The following is a 14,183-nucleotide window of genomic DNA, read 5'->3' on the forward strand; positions in this document are numbered from 1 at the left end:
TTGATCCAATTTGACGCAGATGCTGATGTGTGATCGGCGCATGCTCTCCGCCTAACAGCGGGCGGGCCGTGCCGATCAGCTGTGTTGCGGGGCCTCGCGAGGTGTATCTGCAGCCGTCCGCATGCCATGCGCCGGGAAAGGTTTCCATGAATCGAGACGCACTTGTGTGGTGCTTGGTTGCGGTGGCGGCGATAGCCGTTGTCGCGGTCGTGGCACTCGTCGCCCGCAACAGAGCGCTGGAGGCGAAGAAGAAGCACAGCGAGGCCGAGCTGAGGCACCAGCTCCTCACGGCAGACGGCCACCTGCGCGCGTCGCACGCCGAGCTGCAGAGGATCCGGTACGAGCAGGACGCCACGCTCCGCGAAGCCAAGGAAGCGGCGGAGGAGAACACCAAGGCCGTCCTCAAGGGTGCCGCCAGCCTCCTGCAGAGCCTCGCGGCCGAGCAGACGACGCTTCTGGACGGCATCCAGCGCAAGTACGGCGGACACGCCGTCCTCAGCGACCTGTTGGACGTCAACCACGCCAACGCCCAGATGGCGCGCAAGGCTCAGGGCATCGCCGTCATGTGCGGTGCGCCGCTCGGCCGCCGCAACAGGCCCGCCAGCGTCTACGACGTGGTGCGCAATGCCCAGGGCCAGATCCGCAACTTCCACCGGGTCGCCGTCATGCAGCAGACCAGTCTCGCCCTGAAGGCGTCCGCGGTCGCGCCCGTCGCCCTCGCCGTGGCCGAGCTGCTGGACAACGCCGCCAGCTTCTCGCAGCACGACGCACCGATCGAAGTGACCTTCCAGCGCGTCCAGAACAACCTGTGCATCGTCATCGACGACGCCGGTGTCAGCATGAACGACGAAGAGCGCCAGCGGGCGACCGCGCTGCTCTCCGGAGAAGTCGCCCCCCGGCTGTCGCAGCTCGGCACTCAGCCGAAGTTCGGCTTCCCGGTCATCGGCCTGATCGCGCGTCAGCACGGCTTCAAGGCCGACGTCACCGGGGTCTCCCGATACGGCGGCGTCAGGGCCGTCGTCCTCTTGCCCGAGGAGCTGTGGACCATGGAGGAGATGCCGCCCGCCCCGGAGGCTCCGGTCAGCGACATCCGGCGCGTCACCGAGAGCAGGCCCCCGAGCGCGACGTCGCGCACGATGCACGGTCTGCCCAAGCGCGGCGCACGCCAGGCGCCCATCGCGAGCGTCCCCGATCCCGACTCCACCTCGCCGGCGCCACGGATCGCGGGAGAGACGGGCCGCGCTTCCGGGCGCAGCCTGGGGGCCTTCCAGCGCGGCACGCTCTCCGGCCGCAATCTTGACCCCACCTCGTCCGAAGGGCCCGAAGAGGCATGACCGCAGACCTGTCGTGGATGCTCGAGGACATCGTGCACAACGTGCCCCATGCACGGCACGCCGTCCTGCTGTCCGCGGACGGCCTTCCTCGCGGCGCGACCGAAGGCCTGGCCGAGAAGGACGTGCGCACCATCTCCGCGGCCATGGCCGGGATGCAGTCGCTCAGCCGGGCGACGGCCCACTTCGCCGGGCCGGAAGACGACCGGCAGTGGAACCAGACCGTCATCGAGTTCTCTCATGGCTGGATCTTCCTGATCGGGGCAGGGCAGGGCTCGTACCTCGCCGCCGCGGCCGCGCCCGATGTGGACATGCAGCAGATCTCCTTCCGCATGCACCGCCTCGTCGCGAGACTGGGCAACAACCTCACCTCGCCGCCGCGGGTGAGCGCCGAGGACGCCGGAGGTCCCCGGGGGAACGCCCCCCGGCAGCAGAGCTCCGGTGACGCGGGGTTCTCCCTGGGCGAGCTGGACCAGGTGATGTCCGAGGTCAAGGGCGCGCGCCACGCCGTGCTGCTGGGCTCGGACGGCCTTCCCCGCGGGGCGACCAACGGGATGAGCCGCGACCTCGCGGACACGGTCTCCGCGGCCATGACGGGCATCCACGCCTACAGCAGGGTCACGTCCCAGTTCGCGGGGGTCGTCGAGGACGCGGAATGGCGTCAGACGGTCATCGAGTTCCAGCACGGCTGGATCTTCCTGATGGCGGCCGGACCCGATGCCTTTCTGGCCGCTGCCGCCGAACACGATTGCGACATAGAACAGTTCACCACGCGTCTGCACGAGGTGGTTCCCGGACTGACCTCGGCGGCGACACCGGGGAAGGCGACTGACCATGCGTGATGGGTTCGAACAGGATGACGAGCTGGAACTGACGTCTCCCTTAGTCCCCCTCTTCGTGATCACGAACGGACGAGCTCTGCCCCCCGACCACGAGTACGAGCACACGACGCTCGTGACGATGGCGGCGGAGAACGAACAGGTCGCGGCGCGCACGCTGTCCCCGGAAGCGGGGCAGGTCATGGACCTGGTCGCGGACGGCTTCCTATCCGTGGCCGAGGTGGCGGGGCACACGCACCTGCCCCTGGGCATCGTCCGCATCCTGCTGGCGCAGTTGGAGGAGGACGGTCTCATCCTCGCGAGGACACCGATCCCGCGCGCCGAACGTGTCGACAGAGAACTGGTCAGCGCCGTGCTCGAGGGCCTGAAGAATCGATTCGGAGCGTAGCGCGTGTACCTGGATCCACACGTCTCCCACGCGGTGAAGATCCTCATAGTGGGGCACTTCGGGGTCGGCAAGACCACCTGCATCGGCAGTCTCTCCGAGATCGAGCCGCTGCGGACCGAGGAGGAGATCACCGAAGCCAGCGTGGGCTTCGACGACCTGTCGGGCACGCCCGACAAGAAGACCACCACCGTCGCCATGGACTTCGGCCGGCTCACCCTGAGCGACACCCTGGTGCTCTACCTCTTCGGAACGCCCGGCCAGGAACGCTTCAAGGAGATGTGGGAGGAGCTCTCCCGGGGCGCTCTGGGCGCACTGGTCCTCGTCGACCCGGAGCGCCTGCACGAGTCCTTCCCCATCCTGGACCTCGTCGAGCGTTTCGGCCTGACCTACGCCATCGCCGTGAACCACTTCGAGGGCACCACGCACTACCCGCTCGACGAGGTGCGCGAGGCCCTGAACCTCACCGCCGAGACCCCCATCGTGGAGTGCGACGTACGGGACGAGACCTCCTCGGCGCAGGCCCTCATCACCCTCGTGCAACACCTCATGTCCCAACTCGGCTAGGAGCGCAGGAATGCAACAGCCACGTGAAACGCAGGAGATACCCCCCGGCTGCCCCGCGCACGGGAACGTCCGGATGTACGGCCCCTCGTTCGGAGCCGACCCCGACAGCCACTACGCACAGCTGCGTTCCTTCGGTCACAGCGCGCCCGTGGACATCGCCCCGGACGTCCAGGCCGAGCTCGTCACGAGCTACGACGCGGCGCTGTACGTCCTGCAGAACCCCGCCTCCTTCGTGCGCGACTCCCGCCGCTGGAACGCCCTCAACGAAGGGCGCGTCCCGGCCGACAGCCCGGCACTGCCCATGATGGGCTACCGCCCCAACGCGCTCTTCAGCGACGGTGCGGCACATGCCCGGCTGCGCCGCGCCGTCACCGACAGTCTCGCCACGGTCAACGAGCACCAGCTCATCCGGCAGACGCAGCAGTCCGCCAACTACCTGATCAGCCAGTTCAGTACCGACGTCCTCGGCCAGGCGGAGCTGATGGCCGAGTACGCCCAGCCGCTGCCCCTGCTGGTCTTCAGCGACCTGTTCGGCTGCCCGCCCGAGATCGGCGACCGCGTGATCGCCGGTATCAGCGGCATCTTCGAGGGAACCCCCGGGGCCGACGAGGTGCTCGGCGGGGCGCTCACCGAGCTGATCGCCCTCAAGCGGCGGCGCCCGACGGACGACCTGACCACGCGTCTGATGGAGCACTCGGCCCAGCTGAGCGACGAGGAGGTGCTGCACCAGCTGGTCACGCTGCTCTCCGGTGGCACCGCGCCGCTGGCCGCGACCATCGGCACCAGCAGCGCCCTGTACCTGGGTGAGGACTGGCAGGTCGGCCTCCCTGTCGAGGAGGCCATCTCCCAGACGCTCTGGAACTACGCGCCGATCGCCAACTACGCGGCGCACTACCCGACTCACGACATCGAGCTCGGCGGCAGGCTGCTTCGGGCCAACGACCCGGTCCTCGTCTCGTTCGCCGCGGCCAACACCGACCCGAAGCTGACCCAACACCGCGAACAGCTCAGCGCCAAGGCGCACTTGGCGTTCGGAGCCGGCCCGCACGCCTGCCCCGCCAAGGACCCGGCCTTCATGATCGCCGTGACGGCCGTCGAGACCCTGCTCAACCAGCTGCCCGACGTCGAGCTGCGCGTCCCGTTCAAGGCCCTCACCTGGGCGCCGAGCCCGTGGAGCCGCTCGCTGGTCACCCTCCCGATCCGCTTCTCCCCGCGGGCCGTTGCCCAGGCAGCCGGGTCGGCCGGGGCGTCCGGATCGTCCGGATCGAACGCGGGTCAGACGCCCCAGCAGCAGACTGCCGCCTCCTCACCCGCCGGCGCCGGACCCTCGCGTGCGAAGGCCGGTTTCACGCCACAGCCCAAGGGCGGCCTGTTCAGCCGCTTCCTGGCCTGGACCAGGGGCGAGTGAGGCAAGTGTGATTCTAATAACCCCGTGAGTACCCAGTGGTAGGGGATGCTCTAATGATCATGCGGGTATGCATGGCGGCTGATTCTCAGAAAGGAGCCGCCGTCATGGGCGTCGCCACAACTCCGTCGTATGACCGCCGGGCGTCCGCCTCCCTCTTCTCCCGTCTGCGGACGGCCGGAGGGCAGGCCGACCCCTTCCCGATCTACGCCGAACTCCTCGCCCGTGGCGAGGTGGTGCCCGCCCCCTGGGGCGGCTTCGCCGTGACGGGCTTCGCTGCCTGCGATCAGGTCCTGCGCAGCCGCCAATGGCTGGAGCCCGACCGGGAATGGCGGGAGCGCCAAGGGCTCGGGACGCGCTGGAACGCGCCCTCCTCACGGGAGATGAGCAACACGCTCGCCGCGCTCAACACCCCCGACCACACCAAGGTGAGACGAGCGGCCGGCACGTTCGACCGTGGCACGGTGGAACGCATCGGCCGCACGGTGAGCCGGTCCGCGGATCAGCTCCTCGACTCCTTCACGGAACGAATACGCACCGGCGAGGCGGACTTCTCGGAGCTTGTCTGCGAGGAGCTGCCGGTCGCCACCATAGGGGAATGGCTGGGTCTGCCGAAGGCCGACTGGCCCAGACTCCGCCAGTTGACGCACGATCAGGTCTTCACCCAGGAGCTGCTGCCGTCGGCCAGCCAACTGGCCCTGTCCGACGAGGCCACGGCGGAACTGCGCACCTACTTCATGGAGCTGGTGCGTGATCGGCGCTCCCACCCCGGCGATGACCCCGTCACCCGGTGGATCCAGACGTGGGACGCGATCGAGCCCGACCAGGACAAGGCCGACGAGGCAGTCTACTTCCTCGTGTTGTTCGTCCTGCTGGCCGCCCTGGAAACCACCGCGACCCTCCTCTCGACGATGACGCTCCGGCTCGTCGAAAGCCCGGAGCGCTGGGACATGGTCGCCGACAACCCGGACCTCGTACCCGGGTTCGTCGAGGAAACGCTTCGCTACGACCCGCCCACCCACGTGATCAGCAGGGTCGCATCGCAGGACTCCGTGCTGGGAGGCATCGAGATCCGGCGCGACGAGATGGTCCACCTCATGATCGGAGCGGCGCACCGGGACCCGGCCCGACACGGCGACCCGGACCGGTTCGACCCCGAACGCACGGCCGCGCACCTCGCGTTCAGTGGCGGCATCCACTACTGCCTCGGCGCGCCGCTGGCGCGCCTCGAGGCCCAGACCCTGCTCCGCCAGCTGATCCGGCGCCTCCCCCGCCTCACCCTCGTACGCCCCCCGTCCATGGCGCCCCGTGTGGCGTTCCGGCGACTGCTGAATCTGGACGTAGCCCTCGCATGACCGAATCGGCCCCCACTCCCGTCCCCGCCGCCCCCGCCCCCGCCCCCGCACGCGCGTGGCCCGCTCCCAAGGCGATACGCACCGAGCAGGACGGCCCCGTGCTCCACGTCCGCCTCAACCCCTGGGGGCAGGACGACACCTTGGACACCGCGGTCCTCGACGACCTCATCGCCCTGCTCGACGACCTCCACGAGAGACCCGACGTCCGGATCCTGACGCTGTCGTCACTGGGTACGGACTTCTGCCTGGGTGCCGACCGCAACGAGTACCAGGAGGCGCTGGCCGCCGATCCGTCCGGAGTGGGCCTGCGGCGCATCGCCGACAAGGCGCACCGGCTGTGCCAGGCCCTGGAGAACACCCACGCGGTCACCATCGCCCGGCTGCACGGGCGGGTCATCGGCGCGGGTCTCGCCCTCGCCTCCTTCTGCGATCTGCGCGCCGGTGCGGACACCAGCCGCTTTCGCATGCCGGAGGTCGGCATCGGGCTACCGCCGGCGTGGGGCGGGGCGATGGGACGCCTGGTCTCCGAGGCCGGCGCCTCCAGGATTCGCGAGCTCATGCTCACCTGCGACGTCTTCGACGCCGACACGGCCCACCGCATCGGCCTGCTCCACCGGACCGCCCCCCTCGCCCAGTTGGACAAGGTGATCGATTCCTGGACGAGGCCTCTCGTGCGACGCTCGCCCGAAGCACTCGTCCTGACCAAGCGCATGCTGGCCGGTTTCGCACGGGCGGACAGGACGGCTGACGTCTCCCTGCTCGACTCCCATCTCCTGGCAGCCACGCTCCACCAGCACGCCAGGGGCTGAACCCTCCCGGGCCGGTACGGGCGCCCGGCCATGCCGCGTCCGGCCCGGGCGTACCGGGATTGCCGAACCATGGCCGCTCCTGACTCGACGTGCCGCTACGGCAGTTCGTCGGCCCGCTCCTCCGCGAAGGCGCGGCCTCCTGCCGACCTCGGTGGGGGTGAACCGGCGCTACGCGGAACCGGTGGTCGTGATGTGGTGGAGGAGTGCTGTGTAGAGGGGGCGTTTGTCGGGGCGGGCGTGGGTGGCGGCGTGTTTGAGGGTGGGGATGGCCGCTGCGCCCAGGGTTTTGAGGGCTTCGGTCGCGGTTGTGCGGATGGTGGGGTGGGGGTGCTCCAGGAGGGCGGCCATCGCCGGGACGGCGGGTGGCCAGGTGGCGTGGCTGAGGGTGCGGATCGCCATGCGGACGAGGTCGGGCTGGGGGTCGTCCAGGAGGAGCGAGGTGTGGTGCAGGTAGGTCTGGCGGTCCAGCAGGGCGCGCGAGGTGCGGTGGGCGTGCAGGCGGATCCCGGGCTTGGGGTGGTGCAGCAACGCGCCGATCAGGTCGCGCAGGGCGGGGTCCTCATGGGGGCCCGGGCCCGTGTGTTCCTCGGTGAGCCGGTTGAGTGCCTGGTGGATCTCAGCCGGGCTGCCGGTACGGGCCAGGGTCAACAGGGCCTGGAGGGAAGGGGGTTGCGAGGGTTCCGGCGGGGTGCGGTCGCGGAGGGCCGTCAGGGCGGCGGCGTCCTGCCGGGCGGCGTCCGGGTGGCGCAGCGGACCGTCCACGAGGAGCAGTCCGTCCGCGAGGTCCTCGCGTCCTTCCGCGCGCAGCCGCCGGCAGGTCCGCGCCAGTGCGGGGGTGCGCAGCAGGGGACGTCCGCAGAGCAGGTCGAGGAAGCCCCAGGCACCGGAGTCGAGGCGGTCGGCGAGGTGTTCCGCCAGGACGTCGGCGGGGACGCTGCGCAGCGCCTGCGCGGCCGCCGCCCTGCCGGACGGCCGGTCGTGCTCCCACCCTTCCAGCAGCAGTGGGACCAGCGGTTCCAGGTCGCACGGGGCCAGCCGCTCCGCCGCGCGGGCCACCCGCTCGTGCAGGACGCCGTCCGCGCGGAGTTCCGTCCCGTCGATGGTGTTCAGGGTGCGGGCCAGGTCGGCACTGGCGGGTATGTCGACGCTGCCTCGCAGAAACGCCCGGAGCACCGGAAGCCGCGCCTCGGGCTCGGGCCACTCCAGGAGCGCCAGGGCCGCGGCGCGCCGACGGTCCGGAGCGGATGCCCGCAGCATGGCCAGCAGGCGCTCCCGCAGGGCGGTCGAGCGGGGCTGGTCGAGGTCGTCCTCGTGCACGGTCCGCGGCCGGGGCGCCGGCATGTGGGCGGTCTCGGTGATGGTCCAGGGTGGTGCGTCGAGGGGCTGGAGGTCCTCCATCCAGTCGACGAGGGCGGCCCGGACCTCAGGGCCGGCGGGAGCGTAGACCTCGATCAGTTCGGTCAGTTGGTCCCTGGAGCCGGGTGCCAGGGGGTGGTGGCGGAAGGCCCGGAGGGTGCTCGGTGTGCGGGTCGCGGCCTCCAGTGCCGTTCGCCACGTCGCGTCCGGATGCGTGGCCGCGGCGGATGGCCGGTCCCCGAACGCGTCCCGTAGCACGGCGGTTTCGGCCTGCCCGGGCTGGGCGTCCAGCCGGGCCGCGGCGAGGGCCTGGTCGAGGTCGGCGCGGACGAGCACCGCGCCGAGGCCGCGGAGCAGCGGCAGGGTGGACCGGTTTCCCGCGGGTACGGCGGGCAGCGCGCGTACCGCGTCGGCGGCGGTCGACCTCTCCACGGCCGGCAGAGTCGGCGCGACCGCTTCGAGTACGGCGATCAGTTCGGCCCGGTCCCCGGCCGCGGCCTCGGCGAGGGCGTCCAGGAGGACCGTGGCGGATCGGGCGAAGGCCGCCAGTTCCTCGGTCGTCCACGGGGCGGGGCACAGCCGGAGCGTGAGTCGCAGTACGCGGCCCCGGGCGGCGGGTTCGGAGCCGGCGAGGCGAAGCCAGTCCGCCAGCATGGGCCGTAGCGCATGCAACCGGGTGGGGTGCGGCAGCTCGTGCCGTTCGGCGATGCGGAGCGCGGCCGCCGGATTCCAGCTCCCGGCCGTCAGCGACCCGAGGTCGCGGTCCGCTCCGGTCCCGGCCGCCGGCCAGGGCACGGCGGGCGTGCTGATCCCGTACGTGGCCATGGCCGTCGACAGGTCCTCGATCGTGCCGGATGCGAGGCCGACCCGGCCGGCCGCGACCAGGGCGAGCAGGGTGGGTGCGACCTGTGGCGCCTGGTCGGCCAGGGCGAGGACCGAGCTCGCCGGCAGGGTGCGGTCGAGGCCTTCCAGGAGCAGTGCGCGGGCGCGGGCGTCTTCGCTGTGTTCGGCGGCGGCGAGGACGGTCGCCAGGTAGGCGCCGCCGAGGATGGTGCGCAGCGCCTCGACGAGCTTGCCGCGCAGGCCCGGATTGTCGTGATGTCCGAGCCAGTGGAGCAGCGTCGGTACGGCCGTGGGCGTGCCCGCGCGGACCAGCACCTCGGCCGCGGTCTTCTTGATGTTCATGTTCGGATGGCCGAGGCACGCGGCGATCGCGGCGGAGGCCCAGCGGGCCCGCGCGTGACCGAGGGCGAGCAGGGCCTGGCGAACGGTCTGGATGTCCTGCGCGGTGGTCAGCGCGATCAGGGTCGCCGACAACGCCTGCGCGTCGTCCCCCGTGGCGTCGCGGGCGAGCAACGCGATCACGTGCTTGCGCACGTGCCGGTCGCGGTGCCGCAGCAGGCAGTGCGTCCGCGCCCGGGTGCTCGGGCAGGGGACACGGAGCAGGAGTTCGAGCAGGATCGCCTGCTCGCCGCTCGACAGTCCGGGCCGGTCCAGCAGATCCAGCGCGAGGGATCCGACGAGTGCGTGTCCGGCCTCCGGTGCGGTCGCCGCGTCGAGCAGGCAGACGGGCCTGATGCGGCCTCGCTCGTGGAGACGACGGCCCAGACCGTGTACGGCGTCCACGACCTCCTGGGGCACCGCGGGCTCCCCGGCCGGCTGCCCGTGCTCGGGGGGCGGGGCGGCCGCGCCCGACTCCCGGGAGGCCGCCAGTTCGGCCACGACGCGCAGGAGCAGGTCGGCGATGGCCGGCAGCGTGGCGGCGCTGCCGTGGGCGGCCAGTCGGCACAGGGCCGCCACCGGGTGGTCCGGGTCGAGGTGGGAACGGAGGAGAGCCAGTTCCCGCTCGTCCGGGCCGCCGAGGTCCGCCGCGATGCGGGCGGGCAGATCGGCGGGGTCGAGACGGACGAGGAGGGCCCGCCGCCGTGCCGGATCGTGGGTGAGGTGCCACAGCAGTTCAAGGGCGGTGTTCCGTACCGCGCGCAGGTGCGGCGCGATCACGCCCGGGGCCGCGCCGACGACCGTGCCCGCGACCGGACCCGTGCCTGCGCCCGCGCCCGTGCCGACATCCTCGGCCGCGCCCGCCTCCGCGGTCAGGCCGAGTCCTTCCCTCAGTGCTTCCGCCGTCCGGTGCCCGCCGATGGCCTCCAGGGCGTCCAGGGCCGCGGCGGGTGCCGAGGGCAGGAGAGCGATCACCGCGTCTTCGGCATCCGTGTGGCGCAGCGTGCGGATCGCGGCGAGAAACGGCCCCGGCGCGGGCGCCGACGGCAGAACCCGTGTGATCGCGTCCCCGATCGGCAGCTCCCCCGTCCCCTGTGCGGCCAGGGCGACCAGCAGGGTGAGCCGGCGCGGCCAGCTCGGGTCGTCGGGGGCCGCGTCCACCAGTGCACGGAACATCGCCTGTCGGCAGGTGAACAGGATCGTCGCGACCTCGTGGGGAGCGATCGTGTGGTCGGCCAGCGCGAGGCCGATGACGGCCGGGACGTGCGCACCGTCCGGGAAGTGCCCGCGCCGGTGGAGCCCTCGCAGGCACGTCACCGCAGGCCCGCCGAACAGCAGGGGGTCCTGTGCGGCGATGGCCGTCAGTGGGCCGATGTCGCCGCGGTCCGCCAGGTCGCCGAGCAGTTCCATCCCGCGCCGGCGAAGTCCGGGCGGCAGGTCCGGATCGTCGATGACCTGCCACAGCAGCCCGCCGTGCCCGTGATGGGCGGCAGCCGTGAGTGCGGCATCGGCTGCCTCGGGCCGTGCGATCACCGACTCGGCGGTGAGGAAGGGGGACAGGAGTCCGGGCCGCGGCGAATCCAACGCCGTCCACGGCTCGGCGAGTTCACCCAGTGTGGCGGCGACCACCTCCGCGCTGCCGGAGCCTGCGCCTGCGCCGAGCAGGCTCATCACGTGTCCGCGTACCAGTGCGGGAGCCAGCAGACCGGCGTGCAGCCCCTGCCGGGCCAGCCGCAGGGCCTCGGCCCGCAACACCGGGTCGCCGCTGGCCACCAGCTCGTTGACGAGGTGCGCGGGCCGGTGCGCGCGGGTGACGGTCGCCTCCCGCACGGCCTGGTACAGCAGTTCGCCCGGCGGCTCCTTCCGGATCACCTTCGGCTCGTTCATGAGCTCGGCGCGCAGCCAGGCGATCCGTACGCGTACCGGTAGCTCGGCCGTACGCCACGCAGGCCGGCGGGACTCCGGGGCGTACGGGCCCAGTCGCTCATGGAGCCGCGCCAGGACGAGCAGCGACTCCGGCGACCCCTCCACCGACACCGGCAGCAGTCCCGCGAGTTCGGCCGTCTCGGACGCGTCGCCCGTCCGGCCCGAGGTGACGCGTTCGTCGAGCAGCACCAACCCCAGGTACCGCAGGCGGGGATCCTCGTGCCGGATGAGCCGTCGGAAGACGGCCGGCGGGCAGAGCCGCGCGTCGAGACGGCCGGACAACCAGCCGACGTCGGCTCGACGCACCGCATCGTCGAAGGGCTGGTCCGTGGGCGTCGTCATCGTCGGATGCTAACCGGGACGTTCCCGGCCCCACCAGCAAGTTTCGCCCCGATACGACCCACCCTCCCGATCCTGAGGACATGCGGCACCGCTGGTCGGTACGCTCAACTCAGACCGCTGGTTGTGTAGTTGCCGTTCGAGCGTGAGGGATTGCGGAGAGCCGGAGCGATGAGGACCCGTTGGGGGGGCGAGGGGAGCCCGGAGGGCCTCCCACGGCCACGCATCATCCTCTTTCGAAAGGCGCTCTATGGAACTGGCAGGTTGGGTGACGGTTGCCGTCACCTCGGTCGCGGGAGGTGTTGCCGTCGTGGGGCATCTCTTCGACCAGGTACCGGCACTGTCTCAGAAGATGATCACGGCGATCCGTTCTCTTCGCGCGGTACGCGACGAGGTCAAGCGGAACGGCGCCAAGTGATCGCACGGCCGCGCCGGGCCGCCCCCTCAAGCCCGGCGCGGCCGTGGTCTTCGGGCCTCAGACGTGCGGCGTCAGGCGTTAAGCGTCAGGCCTCGGTGCGTACCGCCGTGATCGCCACCGTGGCGTAGTGCATGGTGAAGCTGCCACCCATCGCGTCAATGGCGGTACCGGCGCCGTCGAGTACCTCGGCCATCCTGTCCGGGGGGAGCCGGGTGAAGGCGCCCAGTGTGGGCATCTGGTCCAGCCAGGCGTCTCGGGTGTAGGTCCACTCCCAGTCGAAGCGCCACTGCTCCGGCTCCGCGAAGCCGCCGGACTCGCGGATCCCCTCGGCAGCCTTGGCGAAGAAGACCTGGTAGCCGTCCGTGGCGCCGGTCAGCATCGCGCCGAAGTCGAACGGTGCTTCGGGCATCACCCGTCGGCAGACCTCGGCGATGGCGTCCGCCGCCTCGGGCGGGAAGCGGAAGACGTTCCAGAAGGCCGCCAGACGGCCGCCGGGGCGCAGGATCCGCGCGGCCTTGGCCGCGCCCGTGACCGGGTCGACCCAGTGCCAGGCCTGCGCGGCCACCACCGCGTCGTACCGGCGGCCGGCCGGGTCCCACTCCTCGAAGGTCGCCACGTCCACCGCGAGGCCGAACCGGCGGGCCAGTTCGGCGAGTCGCAGGTCGGGCTCGACGCCGGACACCCGGCAGCCGAGCGCCTGGAACTGCCGGGCGGCGATCCCGGTGCCGGTGCCCACGTCGAGCACCTGCTTGCCGGGGCCGCCCGGGCCGCCGCTGCCGGGGCTCCCGGGAGCGCCGGCGGCGATCCGTTCCACCATGGCTTCGGGGTACCGGGGCCGGGCCCGGTCGTAGCGTTCGGCGTCCGCGCCGAAGGACTCCGCGACCTGTCGTTGCCGATGCACTTCACCGTGCGGGCTAGTGGGCATGTGCCCACTCTGAAGGGGCGATCGCCCACTCGTCAACCCCTGCTGCTCACCGGCTACTTCTGCCTCCTGCCGACGGCACGAGCCCGCGGCGGACCGGCGCGGGTACCGTGTACGCGTCACGACCTGCCGCTGCCCGCGGCTCCACGAGGAAGGTGAGGGGGAGGCCCGTATGCCCACCGGGGTGGCGATCCACGACGTGTCCCGGCAGCTGTTCGACGCAGCCGAGCGCGTCCTGCTCCAGTACGGGCCGAACGCGCTGACCAGCCGGGCGGTCACCGCCGAGGCGGGCTGTGCCAAGGGCGTCCTACACCGGCACTTCGCCGACTTCGACGCCTTCCTCGCCGAGCTCGTCCTGGACCGCATCGGCCGGATCCGGGTCCAGGCCGCCGCCCTGTCCGCCTCGGCCGGGACGGGGACGGTCGTGGACAACCTCACCGCCGCCCTGACGGAGCTGTTCAAGTCGGTCGCCGTGGCGATCGTCGGCCTCGTCACCGCCCGGGACGAGCTGCGCGCACGACTGCACCGGGCGGGCTCCACGGGAGTTCCGGTCCTGGCCGAGGCCACCGCGATGATCGCCTCGTACCTCCGCGCCGAGCACGAGCGGGGCCGCCTCGTGGCCGACGCCGGCCTCGACGTCGACACGCTCGCCCTCACCCTGATCGGATCCGGCCACCTGCTGTTCGCGGGCCGCGGGGGCGTCGCGCCCGAGGTCGCCGACGTCCGCAAGGTCGTGCGCTCGGTCGTGAGCCCGGCCCTCGCCGACGCCGCCGCAGGTCAGTAGCGGGCCGGGCGGGCCGTCACCCCGCCCGTACGGGCGCCCACAGACCGATGCTCCACACGTCCCCGTGCCCCACGTGGCAGCCCCGCTCCTCCTCGGCGTCGTCCACGACGATGACGGAGACGTGGGACGCCGCCGCCCGGAATTCGAGGAAGCCGCCCTGGTCGGTGACCTCGAACACCGGGGCTCCGGGGACGCCCGCGAGCGCCTGCCGCAGGTCCGCCCAGGCCGTGTGGCGCGGGAAGGTCACCCCCGTCGCCCGGGCCCACGTCTTCGCCATGGCGTGGCCGGAGGCGAGGCGGTGGAGCTCGACCGACCCGCCCGTCATCACCCACTCCTCGCCGGGGTTGAAGTAGAACTCGACGAATCCGTAGTCGCGGCGCAGCGATTGCCCGCTCTCGTCGACGACGTCGACGAACCGGTGGGGGAAGGCCTGGTCGACCTCGCCGAGGGTGGACCCGATGCCGATCCCGTGCAGGCGTCCGGTCGCCGTGAACGAGGCGAGGTGGTCCATGCCGGTCACGGCCGT

12 protein-coding genes are annotated in these 14,183 nt (G+C 71.8%); 9 read left to right on the plus strand and 3 right to left on the minus strand.

Annotated elements, in window-relative coordinates; translation table 11 throughout:
* The first annotated feature begins 146 nt into the window (after positions 1-146).
* From ACFYZ4_RS34520 to ACFYZ4_RS34550, 7 genes are all read left to right on the plus strand, one after another.
* Positions 147-1,334 carry an ATP-binding protein gene (locus tag ACFYZ4_RS34520; RefSeq protein WP_390785783.1) on the plus strand — a complete coding sequence of 396 codons (1,188 nt, stop codon included), beginning with the start codon at positions 147-149 and terminating at the stop codon, positions 1,332-1,334.
* Entirely contained in the window at positions 1,331-2,173 is an 843-nt protein-coding gene (locus ACFYZ4_RS34525; protein ID WP_390785784.1) for a roadblock/LC7 domain-containing protein, read from the plus strand. Before ACFYZ4_RS34520 ends, ACFYZ4_RS34525 begins: the two co-directional genes overlap by 4 nt.
* Entirely contained in the window at positions 2,166-2,558 is a 393-nt protein-coding gene (locus ACFYZ4_RS34530) for a DUF742 domain-containing protein (protein ID WP_351287092.1), read from the plus strand. Before ACFYZ4_RS34525 ends, ACFYZ4_RS34530 begins: the two co-directional genes overlap by 8 nt.
* 3 nt (positions 2,559-2,561) lie before the next feature.
* Positions 2,562-3,122 (plus strand): ATP/GTP-binding protein, encoded by a 561-nt coding sequence (locus ACFYZ4_RS34535; protein WP_390785785.1) that lies wholly within the window; start codon positions 2,562-2,564, stop codon positions 3,120-3,122.
* A 10-nt stretch (positions 3,123-3,132) separates the two neighbouring features.
* Positions 3,133-4,530, plus strand: a complete 1,398-nt coding sequence (locus ACFYZ4_RS34540) for a cytochrome P450 (RefSeq protein WP_390785786.1) — start codon at positions 3,133-3,135, stop codon at positions 4,528-4,530.
* Between the two features lie 104 nt (positions 4,531-4,634).
* Positions 4,635-5,882 carry a cytochrome P450 gene (locus tag ACFYZ4_RS34545; protein WP_384340173.1) on the plus strand — a complete coding sequence of 416 codons (1,248 nt, stop codon included), beginning with the start codon at positions 4,635-4,637 and terminating at the stop codon, positions 5,880-5,882.
* Positions 5,879-6,691, plus strand: a complete 813-nt coding sequence (locus ACFYZ4_RS34550; RefSeq protein WP_390785787.1) for an enoyl-CoA hydratase/isomerase family protein — start codon at positions 5,879-5,881, stop codon at positions 6,689-6,691. Before ACFYZ4_RS34545 ends, ACFYZ4_RS34550 begins: the two co-directional genes overlap by 4 nt.
* Positions 6,692-6,859: 168 nt before the next feature.
* Here the strand turns inward: ACFYZ4_RS34550 and ACFYZ4_RS34555 are convergent, their stop codons facing one another.
* The gene (locus ACFYZ4_RS34555) at positions 6,860-11,536 is read right to left on the minus strand and encodes a HEAT repeat domain-containing protein (RefSeq protein ID WP_390785788.1); all 4,677 of its coding nucleotides are present in this window, start codon (positions 11,534-11,536) and stop codon (positions 6,860-6,862) included.
* A gap of 247 nt (positions 11,537-11,783) precedes the next feature.
* Between ACFYZ4_RS34555 and ACFYZ4_RS34560 the strand changes: the two genes are divergently transcribed.
* Positions 11,784-11,951: a hypothetical protein gene (locus ACFYZ4_RS34560; protein ID WP_351287082.1), complete on the plus strand. Its 168-nt coding sequence runs from the start codon at positions 11,784-11,786 to the stop codon at positions 11,949-11,951.
* Between the two features lie 85 nt (positions 11,952-12,036).
* On the opposite strand, the gene ACFYZ4_RS34565 is transcribed toward ACFYZ4_RS34560, so the two are convergent.
* On the minus strand, positions 12,037-12,876 hold the full coding sequence (locus tag ACFYZ4_RS34565; protein ID WP_390785789.1) for a class I SAM-dependent methyltransferase: 840 nt from the start codon (positions 12,874-12,876) through the stop codon (positions 12,037-12,039).
* 169 nt (positions 12,877-13,045) lie between these two features.
* Between ACFYZ4_RS34565 and ACFYZ4_RS34570 the strand changes: the two genes are divergently transcribed.
* On the plus strand, positions 13,046-13,657 hold the full coding sequence (locus ACFYZ4_RS34570) for a TetR/AcrR family transcriptional regulator (RefSeq protein WP_351287079.1): 612 nt from the start codon (positions 13,046-13,048) through the stop codon (positions 13,655-13,657).
* Between the two features lie 16 nt (positions 13,658-13,673).
* Here the strand turns inward: ACFYZ4_RS34570 and ACFYZ4_RS34575 are convergent, their stop codons facing one another.
* Complete coding sequence (locus ACFYZ4_RS34575) at positions 13,674-14,177, minus strand: hypothetical protein (protein WP_390785790.1); 504 nt, start codon at positions 14,175-14,177, stop codon at positions 13,674-13,676.
* Between the last annotated feature and the right edge of the window lie 6 nt (positions 14,178-14,183).

This window comes from Streptomyces sp. NPDC001513, assembly GCF_042894695.1.
In the GTDB taxonomy this organism is placed as follows: domain Bacteria; phylum Actinomycetota; class Actinomycetes; order Streptomycetales; family Streptomycetaceae; genus Streptomyces.

Coding starts and splice junctions, on each gene's coding strand:
- ACFYZ4_RS34520 (WP_390785783.1), top strand. CDS start 147: ATGAATCGAGACGCACTTGTGTGGTGCTTGGTTGCGGTGGCGGCGATA.
- ACFYZ4_RS34525 (WP_390785784.1), top strand. CDS start 1,331: ATGACCGCAGACCTGTCGTGGATGCTCGAGGACATCGTGCACAACGTG.
- ACFYZ4_RS34530 (WP_351287092.1), top strand. CDS start 2,166: ATGCGTGATGGGTTCGAACAGGATGACGAGCTGGAACTGACGTCTCCC.
- ACFYZ4_RS34540 (WP_390785786.1), top strand. CDS start 3,133: ATGCAACAGCCACGTGAAACGCAGGAGATACCCCCCGGCTGCCCCGCG.
- ACFYZ4_RS34545 (WP_384340173.1), top strand. CDS start 4,635: ATGGGCGTCGCCACAACTCCGTCGTATGACCGCCGGGCGTCCGCCTCC.
- ACFYZ4_RS34550 (WP_390785787.1), top strand. CDS start 5,879: ATGACCGAATCGGCCCCCACTCCCGTCCCCGCCGCCCCCGCCCCCGCC.
- ACFYZ4_RS34555 (WP_390785788.1), bottom strand. CDS start 11,536: ATGACGACGCCCACGGACCAGCCCTTCGACGATGCGGTGCGTCGAGCC.
- ACFYZ4_RS34560 (WP_351287082.1), top strand. CDS start 11,784: ATGGAACTGGCAGGTTGGGTGACGGTTGCCGTCACCTCGGTCGCGGGA.
- ACFYZ4_RS34565 (WP_390785789.1), bottom strand. CDS start 12,876: ATGCCCACTAGCCCGCACGGTGAAGTGCATCGGCAACGACAGGTCGCG.
- ACFYZ4_RS34570 (WP_351287079.1), top strand. CDS start 13,046: ATGCCCACCGGGGTGGCGATCCACGACGTGTCCCGGCAGCTGTTCGAC.